We start from the raw sequence: 20,353 nt of genomic DNA on the forward strand, positions 1-20,353 counted from the left end.
CATGTCCCGATTCACTGGAATGACACGACTGAGCTCAGAGGAGCGCGGCGACGTGCCCGGCTGGGTGCTCATCTCGCTCATGACGGCGGGCCTCGTGGTGTTGATCTGGGGGCTGGCCGGCACGGCGCTCGCGCAGGTGTTCGATCAGGCGATCCAGCGCGTCCTCACGTTCTGAGCCGGAGATGGCCGGCGGCTTGAGGCACGACGAACGCGGCAGTGCGCTGGCCGAGTTCACGATGGTTGCTGCGCTGCTCACCCTTCTCTGCCTAGCCGTCATCCAGCTGGCTCTGGCCCTGCACATCCGCAACACGGTGCAGGATGCCGCGGCAGAGGGAGCACGGCTGGCAGCACTTGCCGGGGCGACGCTGGACGACGGTGCCCAGCGCACCCGCGAGCTGATCAGCATCGGCATCGGGCCGGCGTACGCCACCCACGTGACGGCCGGCTACACCGAGGTGGCCGATCTGCGCAGCACGGAGGTGCGCGTCGTCACGCCGCTGCCCGTGATCGGGCTGTTCGGAATCGAGTCGGCTCTGGAGGTGACCGGGCATGCGGCGCTGGAGCTTCCGGACTGAGCGGGGCTCCGCCTCGCTCGAGTTCCTCACCGTGGGCCTGATCTTGATGGTGCCGCTGGTTTACCTCGTGCTCGCCGTCTCTGCGCTGCAGGCGGGCGCGCTCGCCGCGGAGGGCGCGGCGCGGCAAGCCGCCAGGGCCTTCGTGCTCGCCGATGACGAGGAGGCCGGGCAGGCCGCCGCGGCGCGAGCGCTCGCCGTGACGCTCGCGGACTACGGGTTGGGCGCCGAGGCCGGAGCGCTCGCATTCGACTGCACGAATGGGCAACCCGGCTGCCTGGTGCGCGGGGAGACCGTCACGGTCAGCGTGCGCCTCACGGTGGCGCTGCCGTTCGTGCCGGAGGTGCTCGGCCTGCGGCAGAGTACGAGCGTGCCGCTGGCGGCATCCGCTACCCAACGCGTCTCGAAGTTCTGGGGAGCGCAACCGTGACCGGGCGGCTGCGCGGGGAGGACGGCTCGAGCCTGATCCTGACCATCTTCTACGGCGCCTTCGCCCTGGTTCTGATCCTGCTCGTCGTCGCCGCCACTTCGCTGTCATTGGAGCGCAAACGATTGCTCAGTGTCGCGGACGGTGCAGCGCTCGCCGGCGCGGAGGCGTTCGAGCTCAGTGCGGTGCACCTGACGCCTGGCGGCCTCACCGTCGCGGTCAGCGACGTCGATGTGCGCGCCGCGGCGCTCGAACACCTAGCTGCCGTGCCGCACGGATCCTTGGAGGATCTGCGGGTCGAGCACGCGGGCAGCCCGGACGGTGCCTCGGCGCTGGTGACACTGAGCGCCTGGTGGCGACCGCCCGTGCTCACCGTGTTCGTACCGGAGGGCATCCGCCTCGAGGTCAGCTCGACGGCCCGCTCAATGTTCCGGTAGTGGGCCCGCGCCGAGATGACAGTCAAGCGTGTTCCCGGGGCTCGGGAACACGCTCAACTGTCATTTCGATGCAGGGTGAGTGGCTGCGCGCGGCAGGTAGCGGGGGATGTAGCGCAGCAGCATGCCGGCGCCGAGGAGTCCGGCCACACCGGCGACACCGCTGGCCAGGGCGAGCGACGCGATGGCGGTGATGCCGGCGACGGCGAGCGGCGCCGCGGCGGAGCCGAAGTCGCCGGCGAAGCGCCACGCGCCGAGGAACGGCGCGGGATTCCCGCGCGGGGCGAGATCGGCGCCCAAAGTCATCATGATGCCGCTGCCGATGCCATTCGCGACGGAGAGGAACATCGCCACCACGATGAACCACTGCACGGCGGCGGGGAGGTCGTGGGTGAAAGCGAGCACGAGGAAGCCGGAGCCGAGCCCGAGCATCGAGGGGAGCGCGCTCCAGAGCCGCCCGTAGCGGTCCATGATGTGGCCACTGACGTAGAACAGGGCGAAATCAACGGCGCCGGCGATGCCGATGATGAGCGCCGTGTCGGTCTGCCCGATGCCGATGCTGACGGCCCAGAGGGGCAGGATCACGAGGCGGGTGGCGCGCATGGCGCCGATCAGTCCGACCGCGGTGCCGAGCCGCAGCAGCACGGCGCGGTTCTGCCAGATTGTGCGAAACAGGCCGTCGCCTGCCGGCCCATCCGCGCGGCGTTGCGCGGGCCCGAATGTGCTGGCCGGGTCGGGGAGCAGGATCAGCACGGCGGTGGCCGCGAGGCAGCAGACGATGAACACCCAGAACACGGCCTGCGTGCCGCCGCTGAAGTGGATCACGGCGGCGGAGAGGAACGGTCCGACGAAGTAGCCGGCGCGGAACACGCCGCCGAGAGTGGAGAGCGCCCTGGCCCGGTATTGAAGGGGCACGTAGGTGGTCAGGAAGGCATGGCGGGCCAGGCCGAACACGGCGGTTGCAAGCCCGACGATGAACACACCGATGCCGAGCACGAGCACGTTGGGTGCCGCGAGGCAGATCAGCACGGCGATGACGGCCAACAGCGCCGCCCAGATCATGGCGGTGCGCTCGCCGATGTGGCTGACGATCACGCCGCTCGGGATGTCGCCGACGACCGTGCCGACCATGACGAGCCCGCCAAGCAGCCCGGCGACGGCGAGTGATGCGCCGAGGTCGTGCGCGACCAAGGGGATGAGCGGGATGATCGCGCCCTCGCCGATCGAGAACAGCAGCGTCGGCAGGAAGGCGGCGAGTGCGACCGAGCGCATGGAGAAGGGGCGCGCGGGTGCAGACATGGTCCTCCGATGCTATGCCCAGCCACGGCGTCGCGGATGACGCGGGCTGCGGAATGCGGGGGAGCGAGGAGCGGCTTGCTTTCCTGTCGGTCACTGATTTGGAGGTTTCCTTGGAAATGGGCTGCCGCCTTTCGCGACGCCGCGCGTCGCGCCGGTAGGCTGGTGCCGACATGATTGAGCTCGATATTTCGGAACAGATTGCCGCCCTGCGGTCCACCTTCGGCGACATTCGCGCCGTACTCGACGTGGATTCCATCGCCGCCGACATCGCCCGCCTGAGCGAGGCCGCCGGTGCCCCCGACCTGTGGGATGACACCGACAACGCCCAGAAGGTGACCAGCGCGCTGAGCCACCGCCAGGCGGAGCTTGCCAAGATCACCAGCATCGGCAGTCGGCTGGACGACCTCGAGGTGCTCGTCGAGCTGGCCAATGAGGCCGGCGATGAGGACAGCGCCCAGGAGGCACGCTCCGAGCTGGCCAGCCTGCAGAAGCTCATGGGCGAGCTCGAGGTGCAGACGCTGCTCGACGGCGAGTTCGACCCGAGCCCGGCCGTCGTCACGATCCGCGCAGGCGCGGGTGGCGTCGACGCAGCCGACTTCGCCGAGATGCTGATGCGCATGTACCTGCGCTGGGCCGAGAAGCACAAGTACCCGGTGCGCGTGCTCGACACCAGCTACGCCGAGGAGGCGGGCATCAAGTCGACCACCTTCGAGGTCGACGCCCCCTACGCCTTCGGAACCCTGAGTGTCGAGGCCGGCACCCACCGCCTGGTGCGGATGTCGCCGTTCGGCGCGGCGGGCAAGCGCCAGACCAGCTTCGCCGCAGTCGAGGTCGTGCCCCTGATCGAGCAGGCCCAGTCGGTCGACGTGCCTGAGGCCGACATTCGCATCGACGTGTTCCGCTCCAGCGGCCCCGGCGGCCAGTCGGTGAACACGACGGACTCCGCCGTGCGCATCACCCACCTGCCGACCGGAATCGTCGTCAGCTGCCAGAACGAGAAGAGCCAGATCCAGAACCGCGCCGCCGCGCTGCGCGTTCTGCAGTCCCGCCTGCTGCTGCTGCAGCGCGAGCAGGAGGCCGCCACGAAGAAGGAATTCGCGGGCAACATCACGGCCAGTTGGGGCGACCAGATGCGCAGCTACGTGCTCGCGCCGTACCAAATGGTCAAGGACCTGCGCACCGATTTCGAGGTCAACAACCCGAGCAATGTGTTCGACGGCGACCTCGACGGCTTCATCTCTGCCGGCATCCGCTGGCGCAAGGGCGCCCACTAAGCTCACCGCCACGCTGAGACGTGGCGCGTCGCTGCGCCGTTTCTTCGCACCCCTGCCTAAGCTCGGAGTGTCATGATTCGCTTTGACCACGTCACCAAGAAATACCCGGGAACCACACGGCCGGCGCTGAACGCGATCGACCTTGAAATTCTCCGGGGAGAATTCGTCTTCCTCGTAGGCGCCTCAGGCTCGGGCAAATCGAGCTGCCTGCGACTCGTGCTGAAAGAGGAGAAACCGAGCAGCGGCAGCATTCACGTGCTCGGCCAGGACCTCGGCAGCATCTCGAACCGCAAGATCCCGTACTTCCGGCGCAATCTTGGCGTCGTCTTCCAGGACTTCCGCCTGCTGCCGAACAAGACCGTCTACGACAACGTCGCCTTCACCCTGCAGGTGATCGGCAAGTCGCGCGGCTACATCCAGGAAGCCGTTCCGGACACGCTCAAGATGGTCGGCCTCGACGGCAAGGCCCAGCGCTACCCGCACGAACTCTCCGGCGGTGAGCAGCAGCGTGTGGCGATCGCCCGCGCCATCGTGAACAAGCCGCAGGTGCTGTTGGCCGATGAGCCGACCGGAAACCTCGACCCGACCACGAGCGCTGGCATCATGACCCTGCTCGAACGCATCAACGCCGGCGGCACGACCGTCATGATGGCCACCCACGAGGCCGCCATCGTCGACCAGATGCAGCGCCGCGTGCTCGAGCTGAGCGCCGGAACCATCGTGCGTGATGAGCGCCACGGCGGATACGCCACGAGCGCCGTGCCGATCCTGGCCGTTGCATCCGACACGTCATCAACGCCGCAGGCCGCACCGACGACCGGCGCCGTGCACACCGGCGCCGTGCACACCGACGCTGTTCGCACCAGTGCGGTGCCCACCAACGCTGTGCCCACCAGCACCATGTCGCAGCCCCTCTACGTCGAGCCCGAGTTCAGCGATGAGGTGACGGATGCCGCGGCCGCCGTCACGGCAGCGGCCCTGGCCACCCCGCCGGCGCCCCCTGCGCCGCCGCCCGCCCCGGTGACGGGCAGCATGATCCGCCCGCTGCTGCCGGTTTCCCGGCACGAGGCCCCCGAGCAGCTGGGGCTGGCCGAGCGGCTCGGCCTCCGCGCCCCTGGCGAGAAAACCGATCCGAGCAGTGCACAAGAAGTGGGACCGACGAAATGAGAATCGGTCTAGTCCTCGGTGAGGCTGCGAACGGCCTGCGCCGCAACGCGTCGATGGTGGTATCCGTCGTGCTCGTCACCTTCATCTCGCTGACCTTCGTGGGCGTGGCTGTGCTCATGCAGATGCAGATCTCGCAGATGAAGAACGTCTGGTACGACAAGGCGCAGGTCGCCGTTTACCTCTGCACCGACATCTCGCCGGGGGAGTCCTGCGCCGGCGGTGAGGCGACCGACGACCAGATCGCGGCCGTGAAGGCTCAGCTCGAGTCCCCGGTGCTGGCGCCCTTCATCGACAAGTTCTACTTCGAGAGCCACGACGAGGCCTACGCGAACTTCCAGAAGCAGTTCGAGGGCAACCCGGTCACCGAGTATGTGACGGCCGACCAGCTCAACCAGACGTTCTGGGTGAACTTGATCGATCCGTCCAACGCCGCCGTGCTCTCCGAGAGCCTCGGCACCATGCCGGGCGTCGAGACGGTCACCGACCAACGGCGCTATCTCGACCAGATCTTCTCGGTGCTGAACGCCGCCAGTTACACGGCTATCGGCATTGCCGCGCTCATGCTGATCGCCGCCGTGCTGCTGATCGCGACCACCATCCGGCTGTCGGCGTTCTCGCGCCGCAGGGAGATCGGCATCATGCGCCTGGTGGGCGCGTCCAACCGGTTCATCCAGACGCCGTTCGTCTTGGAGGGTGTCTTCGCCGCGTTGCTCGGCTCACTCCTGGCCGGAGGCGCGGTCGTGGGTATCGTGCACTTCTTCGTGCAGGGCTATCTGGGCGGCGCCATGCAGTTCACCAGCTTCGTCGACGTGAAAGACGCCCTCATCGTCGTGCCGATCCTGCTCGTGGTCGGCGCCGTGCTCGCCGCGTTCTCGGCGAACTTCGCCATATCCAGGTATCTGAAGGTCTAGTGCCCGGCCCGGTCCGACGGTTCATGCGCGCGCCGCTGCGCGCCGTGACCGTCGGGCTCGTGGCCGTGTTGCTGTTGGGTTCAGCGCTGCTGCAGAATGCGGCATCAGCTGCTCTCGGCGCCAGCGTCGACCCCGCCTCACGCGGGATCTACGACATTCTGGTGACGGCGGATGACGGTGGCGAAGCGCCGACACTGCTGGCGCCGAACTCGCTGTACGCCGGGGAGAAACTGCTCACCCTGGATGACGTGCAGGCGATACGCCAGCTGCCCGGCGTCGACGTGGCCGCGCCGATCGCGCAGATTGCGCTGCCCGATCGAGGGTATCGGCAGGCCGAGATCCGCATCCCCGTCATGCAGGATCAGCCTGTCTCGGCACCCGAGAGCTTCCGGGCCACGGTGCGGCTGATCGGTGACGACGGGCTGGGGGAGCGCTTGCTCTCGGAGATGGCCTATGCGCTGACGATCGATCGTGCCAATCTGCCCGCCGTGGAGGGACCAGCCACTGCCGCCGAGTGCGGCTTCGCCGACGTGATGATCCCGTGCGCGCTCTTTCCCGGGAACACCCCCGGGTGGAGGAGGTCGCGGTGTGGCTGGAGGCCATTAATGGCAGCTCTTCCTCCTACTCCGGCTGGGGTGATGGCCAGAACATCCAGGTTCCGGTGGGCGGCTCCCTGAGTGTCGACCAGCGGATGACGCTCGTTGACCCGATCGCCGAGAGGCAACTGCTCGGCGCGGCCGGAGAGTTTCTCGAGCCGCTGATTGCGCTCAGTGGCGAACGCCCGACCGATTTCGACACCATCGAGCGGTGGGCAAGCGACCGGGACACGGCTGAGGCGCGGCAGATCACCGCCATGCTGCAGGATCAACGCGATTCAGAGGCGGCGTTCCGTGCCGGGCCCGCGTACGCGGAATACCTGCGTATTAAGGCGGAGCGCAATGAGGAACCGGACGCCAATCTACTCGGCGGGAGGATCGGCCCCATGGTGCCCATCCTGCTTTCAGAGGCGGCGGATCTACGGCCCCTGCGTGCCGAGCTCAGCGTGGAGTCCTTCGGCCCGAGCCCGAACTTCCCTCGGCAGGAGCCGGGCGACACGAGCTACGTCCCGCCGCCGCCCGTGCCCGATGCCATCCGGAACGGTGAGCCGGGCGTCGCGCTCCCTCCTGTTCGTGTGGACGCCTCTGCGCTGCTGGACTCGCGTTTCAACGGCGCAGTGGCACTTCCGTGGCCCGGCAGCACCGTGGATGCGCCGACCACTCCAAGCTTGTACCCCTACTCACTAGACCTGTCCAGCTCGGCCAGCGTGCATGACGCGGCGCCCACCGACATCGTTGTCACGGCCGACGGCCGACACCAGGTCCGACTCGACGGGATCGGCTTCGGTCGGCTGGTCGCGGACGAAACATCGAGTTTCGGGTTCTCCTCGACCCCGGACACAACCGTCCGCCAGGGGGCCACGGATTCCGAGGCCCTCTTCGGAGCCGTTCGGAAACTGGGACGCGGTAACACCGGGCAGGGAGAGTACGCCGGTGCCATTTCGGTCGGCGGCTTCGGCGTGGCCGACGAGGAGGCGATCACCGAGCTGGCTGCCGGGACCCCTCTCGGGGCGTACGAACCGAACCAGGCCACATTGCTCGCCGACGGCGACGGCCAGACTGCCGCTCCCGGAACCATGGTTGGCGGCTTCGGCACACTCGGGCTCGCCGGCAACCGGACCGGCGCGATCGCCGACATCCGCTCCGCTGCCTTCGCCTGGGAGAACAAGGTCGACGCGGTGCGCGTGCGCGTCGCCGGGGTCGACAGCTACGATGCAGCGGGCATCACGGCGGTCGTGCGAACCGCCCGCGACATCGAGCGCCTCGGCTACCGGGCAGTCATCGTGGCCGGCAGCCAGAGCGAGGCCGTCAGCGTCAGCGTGGGCAACTTCGCCTTCGGCACGATGGATGCCGCGGAGCCGCAGCAGGTCGGCGAGCTCGGCGTCATCGAACAACGATGGAGCGTCCTCGGGCCAGCAGCCGGGGCGGGGCTGAGCCTCTCTGCGGGCACTCAACTGCTCCTGGGCACCGCGATCGCGGCCGTGCTCGGCGCCTTCGCCGTCAGCGAGTTGACCGGCGTCGCTGCCCGTCGTCGCGAGGCGGAAGTGCTCAGGAGCCTCGGCTGGCGGCGCGGCCGCATCGTGCGCTGGTTCGCCGCAGACTACGCGATGGCCCTGCCATTGCTGGCCCTGGCCGGGCTCGCCGCGGTGCTGCTGGCCGCAGAGCAGGCGCTGAGCGCGGCCGTCATCGCCGTCGCGCTGCTGGTCGTCGCCACTGTCGTGATCTCCTCGCTGTCCCGCTCGACCCGGGCGCCGATCACGCGCACGGCAAGCGAGGCGGAACTTCTCACCGTGCTCGAGTTCGAGTACCGCCCCGAGGCGCGCGTCCTCGGTGAAGATCCGTCAGCGGGCCCGCTCGATCAGCCGGTGGCGCCCGCGCGACCGAGCAAGCCCCTGCGGATGCCGCGCTCGGCAGTGCTCTGGGGCGTGCAGCGCGCCTGGCGCACGCCCGCGGAGTCGCTGCCGCGCGCCTGTGCCGTGCTCGCCGTGATGGCCCCTCTCGCGGCGCTCAGCGCCGCCGCCGCCGAACCCGGCGGGGGAGGGTTGGCGCAACTGATGCTCGCCGCCTGCGGGGTAGGCGCCGGGTTGGTGTTGCTGGCTTCTGTGCGGCGTGGCTCGCCCGTGGCTGCCCCCGCGAGTGAGACGGTGCTGCTCGCCAGCGGCTGGCCGTCGCGAGACGTGCGACTGGCCGGGATGGCGGCAACGCTCGCCGGGCCGCTGGCCGCGGTGTTCCTCGGCAGTTACGCGCTCTGGTTTGTGCTCAGTTCGGTGGGTGTCGACGGCGTGAACACGGCGGTCAGTGCCGCGCTCGTCGCCGGGCTCGGAGCCACCGCGCTCTTCCTGCTGCCGCGGCGCCCCTCCGCATCCCGGGCGCCCTCTCCTCAACCCATCCCAGCCCGAAAGGCGGCCCTGTCCCGTGGCATCGCTTCTTGAACTCCGCGCCGTGAGTGTGGCTTTCGCCGATCGCGCGGGCGCGGTCACCGTGCTGGCAGACTCCGTTGACGTGGCGCTGCGCCCCTCTCGCCTGCACTGCGTGACCGGGCTGGGCGGCTCGGGTAAGACGAGCGTGCTGAGCGTGGCCGCCGGGCTGCTGCAGCCGACATCCGGAACCGTTGCATGGAACGGCGAGGAACTGGACGGCCTGAGCCAGGATGCGGTCGCCACCCGGCGCTCCGCGCACCTCGGCTATGTCGACCAGGAATCCACGTTGCTCGGCCACCTCAGCGTGGTCGAGAACGTGTTGTTGCCGGCCGTGCCGCGGCGGCGGGCGGGGGAGCTCGCGGGGCGGGCGGCCGCGCTGCTCGCCGAGTACGGCGTCGGCGAGCTTGCCGACGCCCGGCCGGCCGAGCTCACGATTGGTGAGCGCCGACGCGTCGCGCTGGCACGTGCCCTGCTGCTGGAACCGCCGCTGCTGATTCTCGACGAGCCGACGGCCGGCCTCGACCGGCCGGCCGCCGCGCGCATGATTGCCGCGCTCGAGGCGCTGCGGGAGGCCGGAAGCGCGCTGTTCGTCGCCTCCAGTGACCAGGCGCTGATCGATGCCGCCGATGTGCGCACGACGTTGGGCACGCCGCCGGGCGCAACGCTGGAGACGACGCAGGCGACAATACGGCGCAGCGGCATCCGTTAGAGTGAAAGGCTGCTCGGCACACGCCGGGCCACCCCCAAGACAGAAGGAGCCCGTCGTGCCCAGGGAACGTGGCGAGAAGGTTGTGGCCACCAATCGCAAGGCCCGCCACGACTACACGATCGAAGACACCTACGAGGCCGGAATGGTTCTCTCGGGGACGGAGGTCAAGTCGCTGCGCGCCGGTCGCGCCAGCCTGGTCGACGGTTATGCCTTTGTCGAGGGCGGCGAGATTTGGCTCGATGCGGTGCACATCCCCGAGTACAAGGGCGGAACGTGGACGAACCACCCGCCGCGTCGCAAGCGCAAACTGCTGCTGCACAAGCAGGAGATCATCAAGATCAGCCACAAGACCAAAGACGGTGGCTACACGCTGATCCCGCTGCAGATCTACTTCAAGGACGGCCGTGCCAAGGTCGAATTGGCCGTGGCAAAGGGTAAGAAGGAATACGACAAGCGTCAGACGCTGCGTGAGCGCCAGGACAAGCGTGAGTCCGACCGGGCCATCGCTAGCAGGAAGAACCTCGGAGACTGAGCTATGAACCCGCACGATCGCATCCCCGTTGCCGGAACCTTCAACTTCCGTGACGTGGGTGGGTACCCTGCCCCGGGCGGTGTGATTCGTTCCGGCAAGCTGTTCCGCTCCGACGGGCTGAGCAAGCTGGGGGATGCGGGCAAGGGCGATCTGCTGCGGCTCGGCGTGCACCGGGTGATCGACCTGCGCGATGACTTTGAGGCCTCGATGATGCCGGACGACCTGGACGGCACCGGGATTGAAACCGTGCGGCTTCCCGTGTTCGAGGGCTCCGGCGCCTCGCAGGGCGAGGCGAATGTCACTCTGGAAGCCCTCTACGAGAAGATCTTGGAGCAGCATTCGGATGTCGTCGTCACGGCACTGCGGGACATCGCGGACTCCGACGGCGGTGTGCTCGTGCACTGCACGGCCGGCAAGGACCGCACGGGTGTTGTTGTCGCCCTGGCCCTGCTCGTGGCTGGCGTCGAACGCGGCATCGTGTTGGCCGACTACGCCCGCTCCGCGGACAACCTCGACGGCGAGTGGCTCGACGGAATGCTCGCTCTGATGGCCGAGCACGGCGTTCCCGAGACTCCGGCGCTGCGCACCCTGATGGGCGGCAGCCCGCCCGAGGTGCTCGACGCGGCGCTGCAGAACATCGAGCAGAAGCACGGCTCGATCACCCAGTACCTGCTGGACTCGGGCATGACGCAGAACGACCTGGACCGACTCCGCGCGGTGCTGCTGGCGCCCGCCTAGCACGTCGCGCCCGGCTCGCCCTCTCGCCCTCCCGCCCTCCCGCTGGTTGAGCTTGTCGAAACCCGGCTCAGTGTCCCGCCCTGTCGGGGCTTCAGTCGCTGGCGCTCCTTCCAGCCAGCGGGAATCTCCGGTCCGCTGGTTGAGCCTGTCGAAACCCCGTGCCCGTCTCCTCTTCCTCGTCCCTCTTTCCCGTCGGCTGAGGGAGCGAGGAACGAGCGACCGAAGCCCGGTTTCCAACCCGATCGGCCCATCCGTTCCGACGCTACCGCACCCCACTGACACGGCGAAAACTTATCCACATCAGGGATTTAACTCGTTCGACACCCCCATTCTCTCGTAGAATTGTGGTATGCGAACAGCCGCCCCGAACCTCACCGACGAGGTCAGCACAGCCCACGCCGAAATGGCGGCGGCCCTCTCCGGGGTGGACGAGCGGATGCTGCACGACGACCCCTGCTACAGCTGACGGCGGTCATCGAAAGGGTTGGGATGCTCGCCGATTCGTGGCGGGTGCGCCTAGCCGGCGAGGTCGGCGCGCGCTCCCTCCGGGAGCTCGGCGAGGACCGCCTCTCGGCGAAGAAGGGCTGCCGCAATGCCGTGGAACTCCTCGCCCGGATCACGCTGGCATCGGAGCGCACCCTCACCCAACGGATGCGGCTCGGGGCAGCCGTGCGGCCCCGCACCGCACTGACCGGGGACACCCTCCCGGCTGCATTCCCCGCAGCATCTGCCGCACTCCGGGCCGGCGCACTCGGCTACGACAGCGCCGCCGCGATCATCGACACTCTGGACCCGATCCGTTCCCGGGTCGGTGACCTCAACCTGGAACGGGCCGAGACCGCCCTCGTCGCCGCAGCGACCGGCCCCACCGTCGAGTCGCCGCTGCCATTCAGCGCCGACGAGGTCCGCGGGCAGGCGCGTGTTTGGGAGCAAGTGCTGGACCCGGACGGCACCGAGCCCGTCGAGGAGCGTGCCATGCAGGCGCGGGGTATCAGCGCCGGCCTCACCCGCGACGGTCTCGTGCACCGCAAAATGGCGCTGCTGCCCGAGATCGACGCGAAGTTCGAGACATTGTTGAACGCGTACCTGAACCCGCGCAGCAAACCCACCTTCACCGACGCCGACCCCGACGCCCCGAAAGACCCGCGCGCCACCGCGCAGGCCCGGCACGACGTCTTCGCAAGCCTCATCGACGGTGCCGCCCGCAGCGCCGACGCGCCCCGGATCGGTGGGGCTGCCCCGACCGTTCTGGTCTCGGTGCGGCAGGCGGACCTCGACCGGCGCTGCGGTTCCGGGTTCATTGAGGGCTGCGACGCGGCCTTGTCGATGCGGGCGGTGGAGCAGTTCGTCTGCGCCGGCGGCACCCAAACCGTCCTCATCGGCGACGACGGCCGCCTGATCAGCCTGAGCACGTCGGATCGGGTCTTCAACGCCCAGCAACGCCGGGCGATCACCCTCCGCGACGGCGGCTGCATCATCCCGGGGTGCACGATCCCGGCCGCCTGGTCCGAGATCCACCACGTCATCGCCCACCGGGACGGCGGCAAAACCGAGACCTGCAACGGTGTCCTGTTGTGTTGGTTCCACCACCGCACGATCGAGACCAGCGGCTGGCAGATCCTGATGATCGACGGGGTTCCACACGTGAAGCCGCCGCCCTGGCTGCGCGGCGGCCGCTCCGACGCCGAGACGCCATGGCGAAGATCCACGAAATCCCGCACCCAACTCGCCGACCAGCTCGAGGCAGCATCCGCCGCCGAATCCAGAGCAGGATCGTCACCGACTCGCTGCTGAGCGAGTGGTCGAAGGCTAGCCAGCGCTGAAGCGGGCGTGAACGGCCGCGCTCACCCGGATCTCCTCGGGTTTGAGCGTCGTGAAGTCGCCTCCGGCATCCGACGCCGACATCGACGCGCGCATTGCCATCCTCGGCATCGGGGCGTCATCATCGCCGAGCAGGCCCGGATCGCTGATCGCCTCCGGGATCACGCCGGTGAAGCCGAGGCTCTCCGCATAGATCTCGGCCTTCCTGACCGCGGCGGCGACGGCATTCCGTTGCACTGCGCTGTCGAGCTCGTGGCGACTCTCGTCGCTGAGTGACCAGTCGACGCCGTTCACGGTCACCCCGTCGAGCACGGCGACCTCGCCGACCCAATGGGAGAGGGCGGCGAAGTCGGTGAAGGTCGCGGTGACGGATGCCGCGGAGTAGTACACGACGGGCAGCTGCTCGCCGGTCTGGCTCCACGGCCGCTGGCCCCAGACCCGCAGCTGTTCGCTGCTCCACTCCAGCACCGGGCCGGATTCGGGGGAGTGCATGGTGCCCAGCTCGGCGGTCAGCTCGCTGTGCAGGGCACTGCTCTGCCGCAGCACGTCGGCGCGCTCCGGGCCTTCGAAGCCGACCGAGAGCTTGACGGTCGCTCGTTCCGCGGCTTTGCGTAGCTCGGCCTCGCCAGAGACGGTGATGGTGATGGCCATGGGATCTCCTTGGAATGGATTTCTGCGTGCTGCTGTTCTAGACTGTAGGGCTGCATGAGGTTCTCGTCTAGGACGGCCTTGCGCAGTGTTTGGTAACTCAACAGCGTGTGACAATGACCTGCTTCATGGGGATGATCGGTTTCGACATTGCCTGTTCAATTGCGAGAAGCGGGTCGAGGATTCAGGGTTATCTCGTAAACGATCTCTGAAAAACAATAAGTGCCAATTCAAAGCGCACTGACTTCGCCCTCGCTGCCTAAGCGAGCGCACTAAAGAAGTCCGTCAGACCGGGAATGCTCTCTACCCGGACCCTGGCGCCATTTAGAGAGATTGCTTCTACATTGAGCCGCGGGGTGTAGAGGGACTTAAACGAGGGCTGGGCTTGTCGGAGTAGGTGCCAGTGGCAAATTCCGGAGCCGAGTAGAACGACTTAACTGGCTACACCCGTAGAAGGCGCATGACTACAGCAGTGGACCCGGGTTCAATTCCCGGCATCTCCACCACTTCGGTCGTTGTCACACGTTGTTGAGGCTGCTGTCTGGCTTTCTGAATCGCCGGATGTCGTTCGCCCACGCCCGTGCAGGGCGGTCGATCAATCGACGAAGCCTGCTTCGAGCCACAAGCGTGCCACGACACGCCGAAAGCCAGTGATGGTTATATATCGATCACAAGAGTATCTTCGGCGTCATGGCAGACACAGAGATGCGTGAACCAACCTTCTTCATCCTGGCGTCGTTGGTGAGTGGGCGGAAGCATGGCTACGCGATGATCCAAGATGTCGCCGAGCTCTCCGGCGGCCGAGTGCACCTGAAGGTCGCGACGCTCTACACGGCGTTGGACCGGCTCGGCAAACAAGAGCTCGTCGCCACCGCCGGCGAGGAGGTCGTCGACGGGCGGCTTCGGCGCTACTACACGGTCACGGAGTCCGGGTCGGAGGCTCTGGAGCTGGAGCTCCAGAGGATTGAGGCGAACGCGCGCCAGGTCCGCAGTCGTTTGCTGCTTCGTCCGGTCTCCCTGCGCGCCGCGAGCGGAGCCATCGCATGAGGCCGACGCTCGAGGACCGCTACCGGCGCATGCTCCGCACATACCCGCGTGAGTGGCGGGCCGCGAACGAAGATGCCATCGTCGGAACTCTCCTCGATGTCGCCGACGGCGAGAATCGATTCACGCCGAGCACACGCGAAACCCTCGGCCTGATCGGCAATGGGCTCGCCACCCGGTTCGGTGCCTCCCTGCCGCTTCCGGTGCGCGACGGCGTCGCCACCGTCGCACTGGCGACGGGTGCGGCGATCGCCCTGGTGTTCTTTGTCGTACACGGCTGGGCGCCGTGGGCGCCCCGCGACCCCATGGGGGTGGTGCAGACCTTCGGACCGTTCATGAACCCCGGCGTGATCCTCTACGGAACGTGGCTGATCTCCTTCACCCTGGCGCTGCTGGGGTATCGACGCGCAGCCCCCATCGGTTTGGGTGTCTCCGTCCTGGTCATTGTCGGCGTGTTCGCCGCCAGCCAATTCACGGGCGGCTGGGCGGGGCTCACCTCCACGACCCTCGGCTTCTTCGGCCTGCTCGCAGTCTGCGGGCTCATCGGCACGCCGGCATCGCCCGGTCGTTTGTTGATCGGGTTCGCCGTCTCGGTCGGCGTTCTGGTCACCGCGTACACATCGTTGGGGGTGTTCTCTGCCCGGTTCTACGGCGACCACTACTTCTGGATGGTCCCCACTGGCGTCTACAACTTGGGCATCCTCATTGCGATCGCCCTGCTGCTCGCCGGTGCCTTCGCCCTCGCTCGCAACGGCGATGCTGCCGTCGTGACACTCATCTCCACGATGCCGTGGGCCGCGGCATGGGTGGTCAACTTTCTGAACTCGCGCGGAGCAGAATCCATGGGGCTCCTCGTCGGCACGGCCATCGCCGCCGCGGCGCTCATCACGATCGGCACCGTGCGCCGTTCGACCGCACGCACCGCCTGACGCGGACGGGCCATCAACCCGTTCGCGGGCGCGACCGGATGCTGCTCACGCCCGCCCGCGGAACCCCAACGCGCGCTCGAGTTCCAGCTTGCCAACGCGCAGCTCGGCCAGGGCCGGCTCCACCGGCATGCCCCGGCGCAGCACCACCGAGAGCGCGGCCGCCACGGCTCCGGTCTCGTCACGCACCGGAACGGCGAGGCCCGTCGCATCCGCGTCGACGAATCCGGGCGCCAACGCGTGCCCGAGGGCGCGCACCTCGGCGAGCTTGCGTCGGAGCGCCGCCTGGTCGACGAGCGTCTCGCCGGTGAGCGCCGAGAGTGGGCCGGCCAGCACCCGCTCCTGCAGCGCCCTGTCACCGAAGGCGAGCAGTACCAGGCCAGAGGAGGAGGCGTGCAGCGGCAGCCGCCCGGCGACCCTGGTCGCGTTCGAGCCGGAGTCCGGGTCGCTCAGCTGCTCCACGAACAATGCCTCGTCCTGCTCGAGGATCGCCAGCTGGGTGTGCTCGCGCACCCGGCGCTGCACCCGCTCCATCGGGCCGAGCGCCGCCTGGCGCAGCCGGAGAGCCCGCGAGGAGCGGGTGGCGAGCTCCCACAACCGCATGCCGATGCGCACCCGCCGGTCGTCGTCGCGCTCGAGCAGTCCGGTGGCAACGAGTTCGCCGACGATGCGGTGAGCACTGGATGCCGGCAAGCCGGCTCGGCGGCCGATCTCGGCGGCGGTCTGCGCGGTGCGGGTGCTCGTGAACGATTCGAGCACGCGGATCAGCCGGTCGGTGCTGGAATCCCCGGATGGCGAGTTGGGCATGAGCCGATCGTCGCACAGATTCCCATTGAATGAGAGCTGCCTGCCCGCGGAGGGGGCGCGCTGGCACACTCGACTGGAACCCCGTTCGTGTCGCAGAGAGGCGCCCATGACGCTCATTCCCAGCCCCGCGGTGGCGCCAGAGAGCCTGCTCGCCGCTCCCGACCAAGCCACTCAGGGCGAGATCAGCCGTGAGATCGCGCAGTTCCACGCCGAGTTCGAGCGGCGCGAGGCCGCCGGCGAGGCGCTGCCGGCCACCATGTACGACTTCCCGCCGTACCGCTCCAGCATTCTGCGGCATCCGACGAAGAGCCCGAAACTCGTCGACCCGGAGACGATCGAGCTGCTCTCGCCCGCCTTCGGCCAGCGCGACGTTGCGGCGATCGAATCGGACCTGACCCTGCAACACGCGGGGGAACCGCTGGGCGAACGGATGACGGTGCGCGGCCGCCTGCTTGACTCCTGGGGCGGCCGATCGCGAACCAGCTGATTGAGGTGTGGCAGGCCAACTCCGCTGGCCGTTACATCCACCAGCGCGACCAGCACCCGGCACCGCTCGACCCGAACTTCACTGGGGCGGGCCGCGCCGTCACAAATGAGCACGGCGAATACCTGTTCACCACGATCAAGCCGGGCCCATACCCGTGGAAGAACCACGTCAACGCGTGGCGGCCTGCGCACATCCACTTCTCGGTGTTCGGCAGCTCCTTCACCCAGCGCGTCATCACCCAGATGTACTTCCCCGGCGATCCGCTGTTCGCCCTGGACCCGATCTACAACTCGATCCGCAATCAGGCCGACCGCGACCGGCTGATCGGCGTCTACGACCACAATCTCACGGCGCCGGAGATCTCCACCGGCTACCGCTTCGACATTGTCGTCGATGGACCGGATGCCACCTGGTTCGAGCAGGAGGGCGACAACTGATGACGACCGCATCCGTGCCCACCCGCACCCACGTGCCCACCCCCGGCCAGACGGTCGGGCCTTTCTTCGCCTTCGGCACCAACTACCCGCAGATGCACGAGGTCGTGCACCCGCACTCGCCGGGCGCGACCCTGCTCGGCGGCACCGTCTACGACGGCGCGGGCGCCCCCATCCCCGACGCGCTCATCGAGATCTGGGGGCGGATGCCGACGGCACCATCTCGCGGGCCAGGGGGTCCAGACGACGCGATGACCACACCTTCACGGGCTTCGGCCGCGCGGCGACGAACGACGACGGCCGCTACGAGTTCTGGACCCGCAACCCCGGGGCCGCGGCGGGCGCAGCACCCTTTTTCGCCGCGGTCGTGTTTGCCCGGGGCCTGCCCGACAAACTGCACACCCGCATCTACCTGCCGGCCGCCGGCTTGCCGACCGATGAGCAGCTGGAGCGCGCGGCTGCGCTTGACGGCGACGCGTTGCTGTCGTCGCTCGATGCCGCGGAGCGCGCTACGCTCATCGCAACGCGCCTGCCGGGCGGTGAGCTCCACCACGACATCCGGTTGCAGGGCGAGAAGGAGACCGTGTTCCTTGCCTTCTGATGTGACACCACCTGAAAAGGCACCCGCCCCAGCCTTCGACCGGGGGCTGCTCTCGCCCGTGACGGTCGGCCACGACCATTTGGTGGCCGACGAGGCGGTACTCGACGCCCTGGTCACCGTCGAGATCGCGCTCTGGAGCGCCCTCGACAGCGTGCGTGGCGGGGACCCGGCGGCCCGGGAGCAGCGCGCCACCGAGCTCCGCTCCAGCCCCGCGCCCGACCTCGACGCCCTCGCGGCAGCGGCGGTCGCCGGCGGCAACCCGGTGATCCCGCTGGTCCGGGCGCTGCGGGCCGGCGGATTCGCCGAGGCCCACGAGGGCGCCACCAGCCAAGACATCCTGGACAGCGCGCTCATGCTGCTCGCTGCCCGCGCCCGAACCCGGCTGGCTGAAGATCTCACCGCGCTCGACGCGAGCCTCTCCCGCCTCGCCCGCGAGCGGCGCGACCAGACGGCGGCCGCCCGCACTCTCACCCAGCACGCCGTGCCGACGACGGTCGGGCTGCGGGCTGCGAACTGGCTGCGCGGCATCCGCCGGGCCCAGCGCGCCCTCGACGCGGCGACGCTGCCGGCCCAGCTCGGCGGCGCCGGCGGCACCCTCGCCGCCTGGGTCGACGCGCTCGGCGCCGACAAGGCCGCCGCTCTGCCCGCGGCCTTCGCCACCGAACTCGGCCTCGACGTGCCCGATGCGCCCTGGCACACGCAGCGTTGGCCCGTCAGCGAGCTGGGCGACGCGCTCGTGCAGCTGCTGGGCGCGCTCGGCAAACTGGCGACGGATGTCGCGACCCTCAGCCGCACCGAGATCGCTGAGCTGTCAGAGGGGGAGCCGGGCGGTTCCTCCGCGATGCCGCAGAAACGCAACCCGTCCACCTCCGTGCTGATCCGCTCCGCCGCGCTGCGCGCCCCGCAGCTGGGCGCCACTCTGCAACTCGCCGCGGTGCTCGCTGTGGACGAGCGTCCGGACGGCTCCTGGCACGCCGAATGGCCGACGCTGCGCGAGCTGCTGCGGCTTGCCCTCGGCGCGACCGCGCACACCCGCCGGCTCGTCGACGGGCTCGTCGTGCACGACGACGCCGTCGCCCGCAACCTGGCCATGACCGGTGCGTCCATCCTCGCCGAGCGCGGTGCCCGCGCAGCCGGGAGCACGCCAGCCGACTACACCGGTCTGGCCCGTGAGCTGGCCATTCAGAATCGTGGTGGCGACACCGCGCAGCAGGAAGACCAGACATCATGACCGTCCCCACGATCACCCTGACGGCCGCGATCGGCCCCGCCGAGGCGCCGCTCGTGCTGCTCGGCCCCTCCCTCGGCACCTCGAGCATTCTCTGGGAGAAGGTTGCCCCGACACTGGCCACGCGCTACCGCGTGCGCGCCTGGGACCTGCCCGGGCACGGAGGCTCCCCGGCAGCCAGCGCCCCCTTCAGCGTCGGCGAGCTCGCCGACGGCGTCGCCGCCGCGGTGCGAGCCGACGGTGACGACACCGTGTTGTACGCGGGGGTCTCCCTCGGCGGGGCGGCCGGGCTGGAGCTGGCGCTGCGGCATCCGAGCCTCGTCTCCGCGGCCACGATCATCGCCTCGGGGGCACAGCTCGGCTCGCCGGAGTCCTGGCTGGAGCGTGCCGCGCTGGTGCGCCGGCAGTCCACCTCGGCGCTGATCAGTGCCTCGGCCGGCCGGTGGTTCGCGCCCGGCTCGATCGAGCGGGAGCCGGAGCTCACCGGGCGGCTGCTGCACGCTCTGCAGGGCGCGGATGACGAAAGCTACGCCCTCTGCTGCGAGGCGCTCGCCGGCCTCGACGTGAGAAACCGGCTGCGTGAGATCGGGATGCCCGTTCTCGCGCTGTGGGGTGAGCACGACCAGGTCGCGCCTGAGGCCAAAGCCGTCGAGATCGCCGCCGGCGTGCAGCACGGCGCCATCGCCTGCATCCCGGATGCCGCCCACCTGCCGCCGGCGGAACAGCCCGCCGCGACGGCCGACGCGCTCTGGCGCTTCTTCAACACTTTCACGGAGGTACACGCATGACCAGACCGGACGGCTCGGGGCTGAGCGACGGGGAACGCTACGAGCAGGGCATGCAGGTCAGGCGCGCGGTGCTCTCCGACGTCCACGTCGACCGGGCGAACGCGGCGACCACCCCGCTGACCGCCGACTACCAGGACTTCATCACGCGCGTCGCCTGGGGCGACATCTGGTCGCGCCCGGGCCTGGACCGGCGCGCCCGCTCGGTCGCGGTCATCACCGCGCTCATCGCGCTCGGCCACGACGAGGAGCTCGCCATGCACCTGCGTGCTGGCCTGCGCAACGGGCTGAGCGTCGCAGAGATCAGCGAGGTGATCCTGCAGAGCGCCGTCTACTGCGGCGTGCCCGCCGCCAACACGGCATTCCGCATCGCGGCGGAGGTTTTCGCCGAGACGCCCTGAAGTCACTTGCACCGACGGGCGGCCGCGGGTCTATGATCGCGCCAGAAGCCGCTCGCGCCCCTGCGGATCCGACGCAGCGACGCGAACACGGA

At 69.0% G+C, this 20,353-nt stretch carries 21 protein-coding genes, 1 other RNA gene and 2 pseudogenes; 21 read left to right on the top strand and 3 right to left on the bottom strand.

Features of this window, described 5'->3' with window-relative positions:
- Position 1 precedes the first annotated feature (1 nt).
- Genes AWU67_RS17475 through AWU67_RS03300 form a run of 4 tightly spaced genes read left to right on the top strand, consistent with a single transcriptional unit; the run spans position 2 to position 1,436 of the window.
- On the top strand, positions 2-175 hold the full coding sequence (locus AWU67_RS17475) for a hypothetical protein (protein WP_199922338.1): 174 nt from the start codon (positions 2-4) through the stop codon (positions 173-175).
- Positions 176-182: 7 nt separating this feature from the next.
- Complete coding sequence (locus AWU67_RS03290; RefSeq protein ID WP_067226717.1) at positions 183-575, top strand: TadE/TadG family type IV pilus assembly protein; 393 nt, start codon at positions 183-185, stop codon at positions 573-575.
- Positions 550-1,002 (top strand): hypothetical protein, encoded by a 453-nt coding sequence (locus AWU67_RS03295; protein ID WP_067226724.1) that lies wholly within the window; start codon positions 550-552, stop codon positions 1,000-1,002. The genes AWU67_RS03290 and AWU67_RS03295 overlap by 26 nt, the downstream gene beginning before the upstream one ends.
- The gene (locus AWU67_RS03300; RefSeq protein ID WP_082716741.1) at positions 999-1,436 is read left to right on the top strand and encodes a pilus assembly protein TadG-related protein; all 438 of its coding nucleotides are present in this window, start codon (positions 999-1,001) and stop codon (positions 1,434-1,436) included. Before AWU67_RS03295 ends, AWU67_RS03300 begins: the two co-directional genes overlap by 4 nt.
- A 60-nt stretch (positions 1,437-1,496) precedes the next feature.
- Here AWU67_RS03300 and AWU67_RS03305 read toward each other — a convergent pair whose 3' ends face one another.
- Entirely contained in the window at positions 1,497-2,732 is a 1,236-nt protein-coding gene (locus AWU67_RS03305; RefSeq protein WP_067226729.1) for an MFS transporter, read from the bottom strand.
- 170 nt (positions 2,733-2,902) lie between these two features.
- Between AWU67_RS03305 and prfB the strand changes: the two genes are divergently transcribed.
- From prfB to AWU67_RS03350, 9 genes are all read left to right on the top strand, one after another.
- Positions 2,903-4,006, top strand: a complete 1,104-nt coding sequence (gene prfB / locus AWU67_RS03310) for a peptide chain release factor 2 (RefSeq protein ID WP_067226731.1) — start codon at positions 2,903-2,905, stop codon at positions 4,004-4,006.
- A 72-nt stretch (positions 4,007-4,078) separates the two neighbouring features.
- Entirely contained in the window at positions 4,079-5,173 is a 1,095-nt protein-coding gene (gene ftsE / locus AWU67_RS03315; protein ID WP_067226733.1) for a cell division ATP-binding protein FtsE, read from the top strand.
- Positions 5,170-6,084: a permease-like cell division protein FtsX gene (gene ftsX, locus AWU67_RS03320; RefSeq protein WP_067226737.1), complete on the top strand. Its 915-nt coding sequence runs from the start codon at positions 5,170-5,172 to the stop codon at positions 6,082-6,084. The genes ftsE and ftsX overlap by 4 nt, the downstream gene beginning before the upstream one ends.
- A 44-nt stretch (positions 6,085-6,128) precedes the next feature.
- On the top strand, positions 6,129-6,761 hold the full coding sequence (locus tag AWU67_RS03325) for a hypothetical protein (RefSeq protein ID WP_129586621.1): 633 nt from the start codon (positions 6,129-6,131) through the stop codon (positions 6,759-6,761).
- Positions 6,671-9,112 (top strand): hypothetical protein, encoded by a 2,442-nt coding sequence (locus tag AWU67_RS17295; protein ID WP_160329711.1) that lies wholly within the window; start codon positions 6,671-6,673, stop codon positions 9,110-9,112. Before AWU67_RS03325 ends, AWU67_RS17295 begins: the two co-directional genes overlap by 91 nt.
- Positions 9,096-9,809: an ATP-binding cassette domain-containing protein gene (locus AWU67_RS03335; RefSeq protein ID WP_160329712.1), complete on the top strand. Its 714-nt coding sequence runs from the start codon at positions 9,096-9,098 to the stop codon at positions 9,807-9,809. Before AWU67_RS17295 ends, AWU67_RS03335 begins: the two co-directional genes overlap by 17 nt.
- 55 nt (positions 9,810-9,864) lie before the next feature.
- Entirely contained in the window at positions 9,865-10,341 is a 477-nt protein-coding gene (gene smpB, locus AWU67_RS03340; RefSeq protein WP_067226746.1) for an SsrA-binding protein SmpB, read from the top strand.
- A gap of 3 nt (positions 10,342-10,344) precedes the next feature.
- A complete protein-coding gene (locus tag AWU67_RS03345) occupies positions 10,345-11,079 on the top strand; it encodes a tyrosine-protein phosphatase (protein WP_067226748.1) in 735 nt (244 codons plus the stop codon).
- Between the two features lie 489 nt (positions 11,080-11,568).
- Complete coding sequence (locus tag AWU67_RS03350) at positions 11,569-12,873, top strand: HNH endonuclease signature motif containing protein (RefSeq protein ID WP_067226750.1); 1,305 nt, start codon at positions 11,569-11,571, stop codon at positions 12,871-12,873.
- Positions 12,874-12,888: 15 nt separating this feature from the next.
- Here the strand turns inward: AWU67_RS03350 and AWU67_RS03355 are convergent, their stop codons facing one another.
- Positions 12,889-13,551 (bottom strand): SIMPL domain-containing protein, encoded by a 663-nt coding sequence (locus tag AWU67_RS03355; RefSeq protein ID WP_067226753.1) that lies wholly within the window; start codon positions 13,549-13,551, stop codon positions 12,889-12,891.
- A gap of 127 nt (positions 13,552-13,678) precedes the next feature.
- Between AWU67_RS03355 and ssrA the strand changes: the two genes are divergently transcribed.
- From ssrA to AWU67_RS17480, 3 genes are all read left to right on the top strand, one after another.
- Positions 13,679-14,054, top strand: a transfer-messenger RNA (tmRNA) gene (gene ssrA, locus AWU67_RS03360).
- Positions 14,055-14,238: 184 nt separating this feature from the next.
- Positions 14,239-14,595, top strand: coding sequence for a PadR family transcriptional regulator (locus AWU67_RS03365; RefSeq protein WP_067226754.1), 357 nt, complete (start codon positions 14,239-14,241; stop codon positions 14,593-14,595).
- Entirely contained in the window at positions 14,592-15,521 is a 930-nt protein-coding gene (locus AWU67_RS17480; protein WP_067226755.1) for a hypothetical protein, read from the top strand. Before AWU67_RS03365 ends, AWU67_RS17480 begins: the two co-directional genes overlap by 4 nt.
- Before the next feature lie 45 nt (positions 15,522-15,566).
- On the opposite strand, the gene AWU67_RS03375 is transcribed toward AWU67_RS17480, so the two are convergent.
- On the bottom strand, positions 15,567-16,325 hold the full coding sequence (locus AWU67_RS03375; protein WP_067226756.1) for an IclR family transcriptional regulator: 759 nt from the start codon (positions 16,323-16,325) through the stop codon (positions 15,567-15,569).
- A 106-nt stretch (positions 16,326-16,431) separates the two neighbouring features.
- On the opposite strand from AWU67_RS03375, the pseudogene pcaH reads away from it, so the two are divergent.
- The 5 genes and pseudogenes from pcaH to pcaC all read left to right on the top strand — a co-directional run bounded on the left by pcaH (position 16,432) and on the right by pcaC (position 20,261).
- A pseudogene (gene pcaH, locus AWU67_RS03380) lies at positions 16,432-17,249 on the top strand (protocatechuate 3,4-dioxygenase subunit beta).
- Positions 17,249-17,847: pseudogene (pcaG, locus tag AWU67_RS03385) on the top strand (protocatechuate 3,4-dioxygenase subunit alpha). The pseudogenes pcaH and pcaG overlap by 1 nt, the downstream one beginning before the upstream one ends.
- A gap of 1 nt (position 17,848) precedes the next feature.
- Positions 17,849-19,078 carry a lyase family protein gene (locus tag AWU67_RS03390; RefSeq protein ID WP_067226757.1) on the top strand — a complete coding sequence of 410 codons (1,230 nt, stop codon included), beginning with the start codon at positions 17,849-17,851 and terminating at the stop codon, positions 19,076-19,078.
- On the top strand, positions 19,075-19,863 hold the full coding sequence (locus tag AWU67_RS03395; RefSeq protein WP_067226758.1) for an alpha/beta fold hydrolase: 789 nt from the start codon (positions 19,075-19,077) through the stop codon (positions 19,861-19,863). Before AWU67_RS03390 ends, AWU67_RS03395 begins: the two co-directional genes overlap by 4 nt.
- Positions 19,860-20,261 (top strand): 4-carboxymuconolactone decarboxylase, encoded by a 402-nt coding sequence (pcaC, locus tag AWU67_RS03400; protein ID WP_082716743.1) that lies wholly within the window; start codon positions 19,860-19,862, stop codon positions 20,259-20,261. The genes AWU67_RS03395 and pcaC overlap by 4 nt, the downstream gene beginning before the upstream one ends.
- Positions 20,262-20,353 lie beyond the last annotated feature (92 nt).

Source organism: Microterricola viridarii (genome assembly GCF_001542775.1).
Classification (GTDB): Bacteria; Actinomycetota; Actinomycetes; order Actinomycetales; family Microbacteriaceae; genus Microterricola; species Microterricola viridarii_A.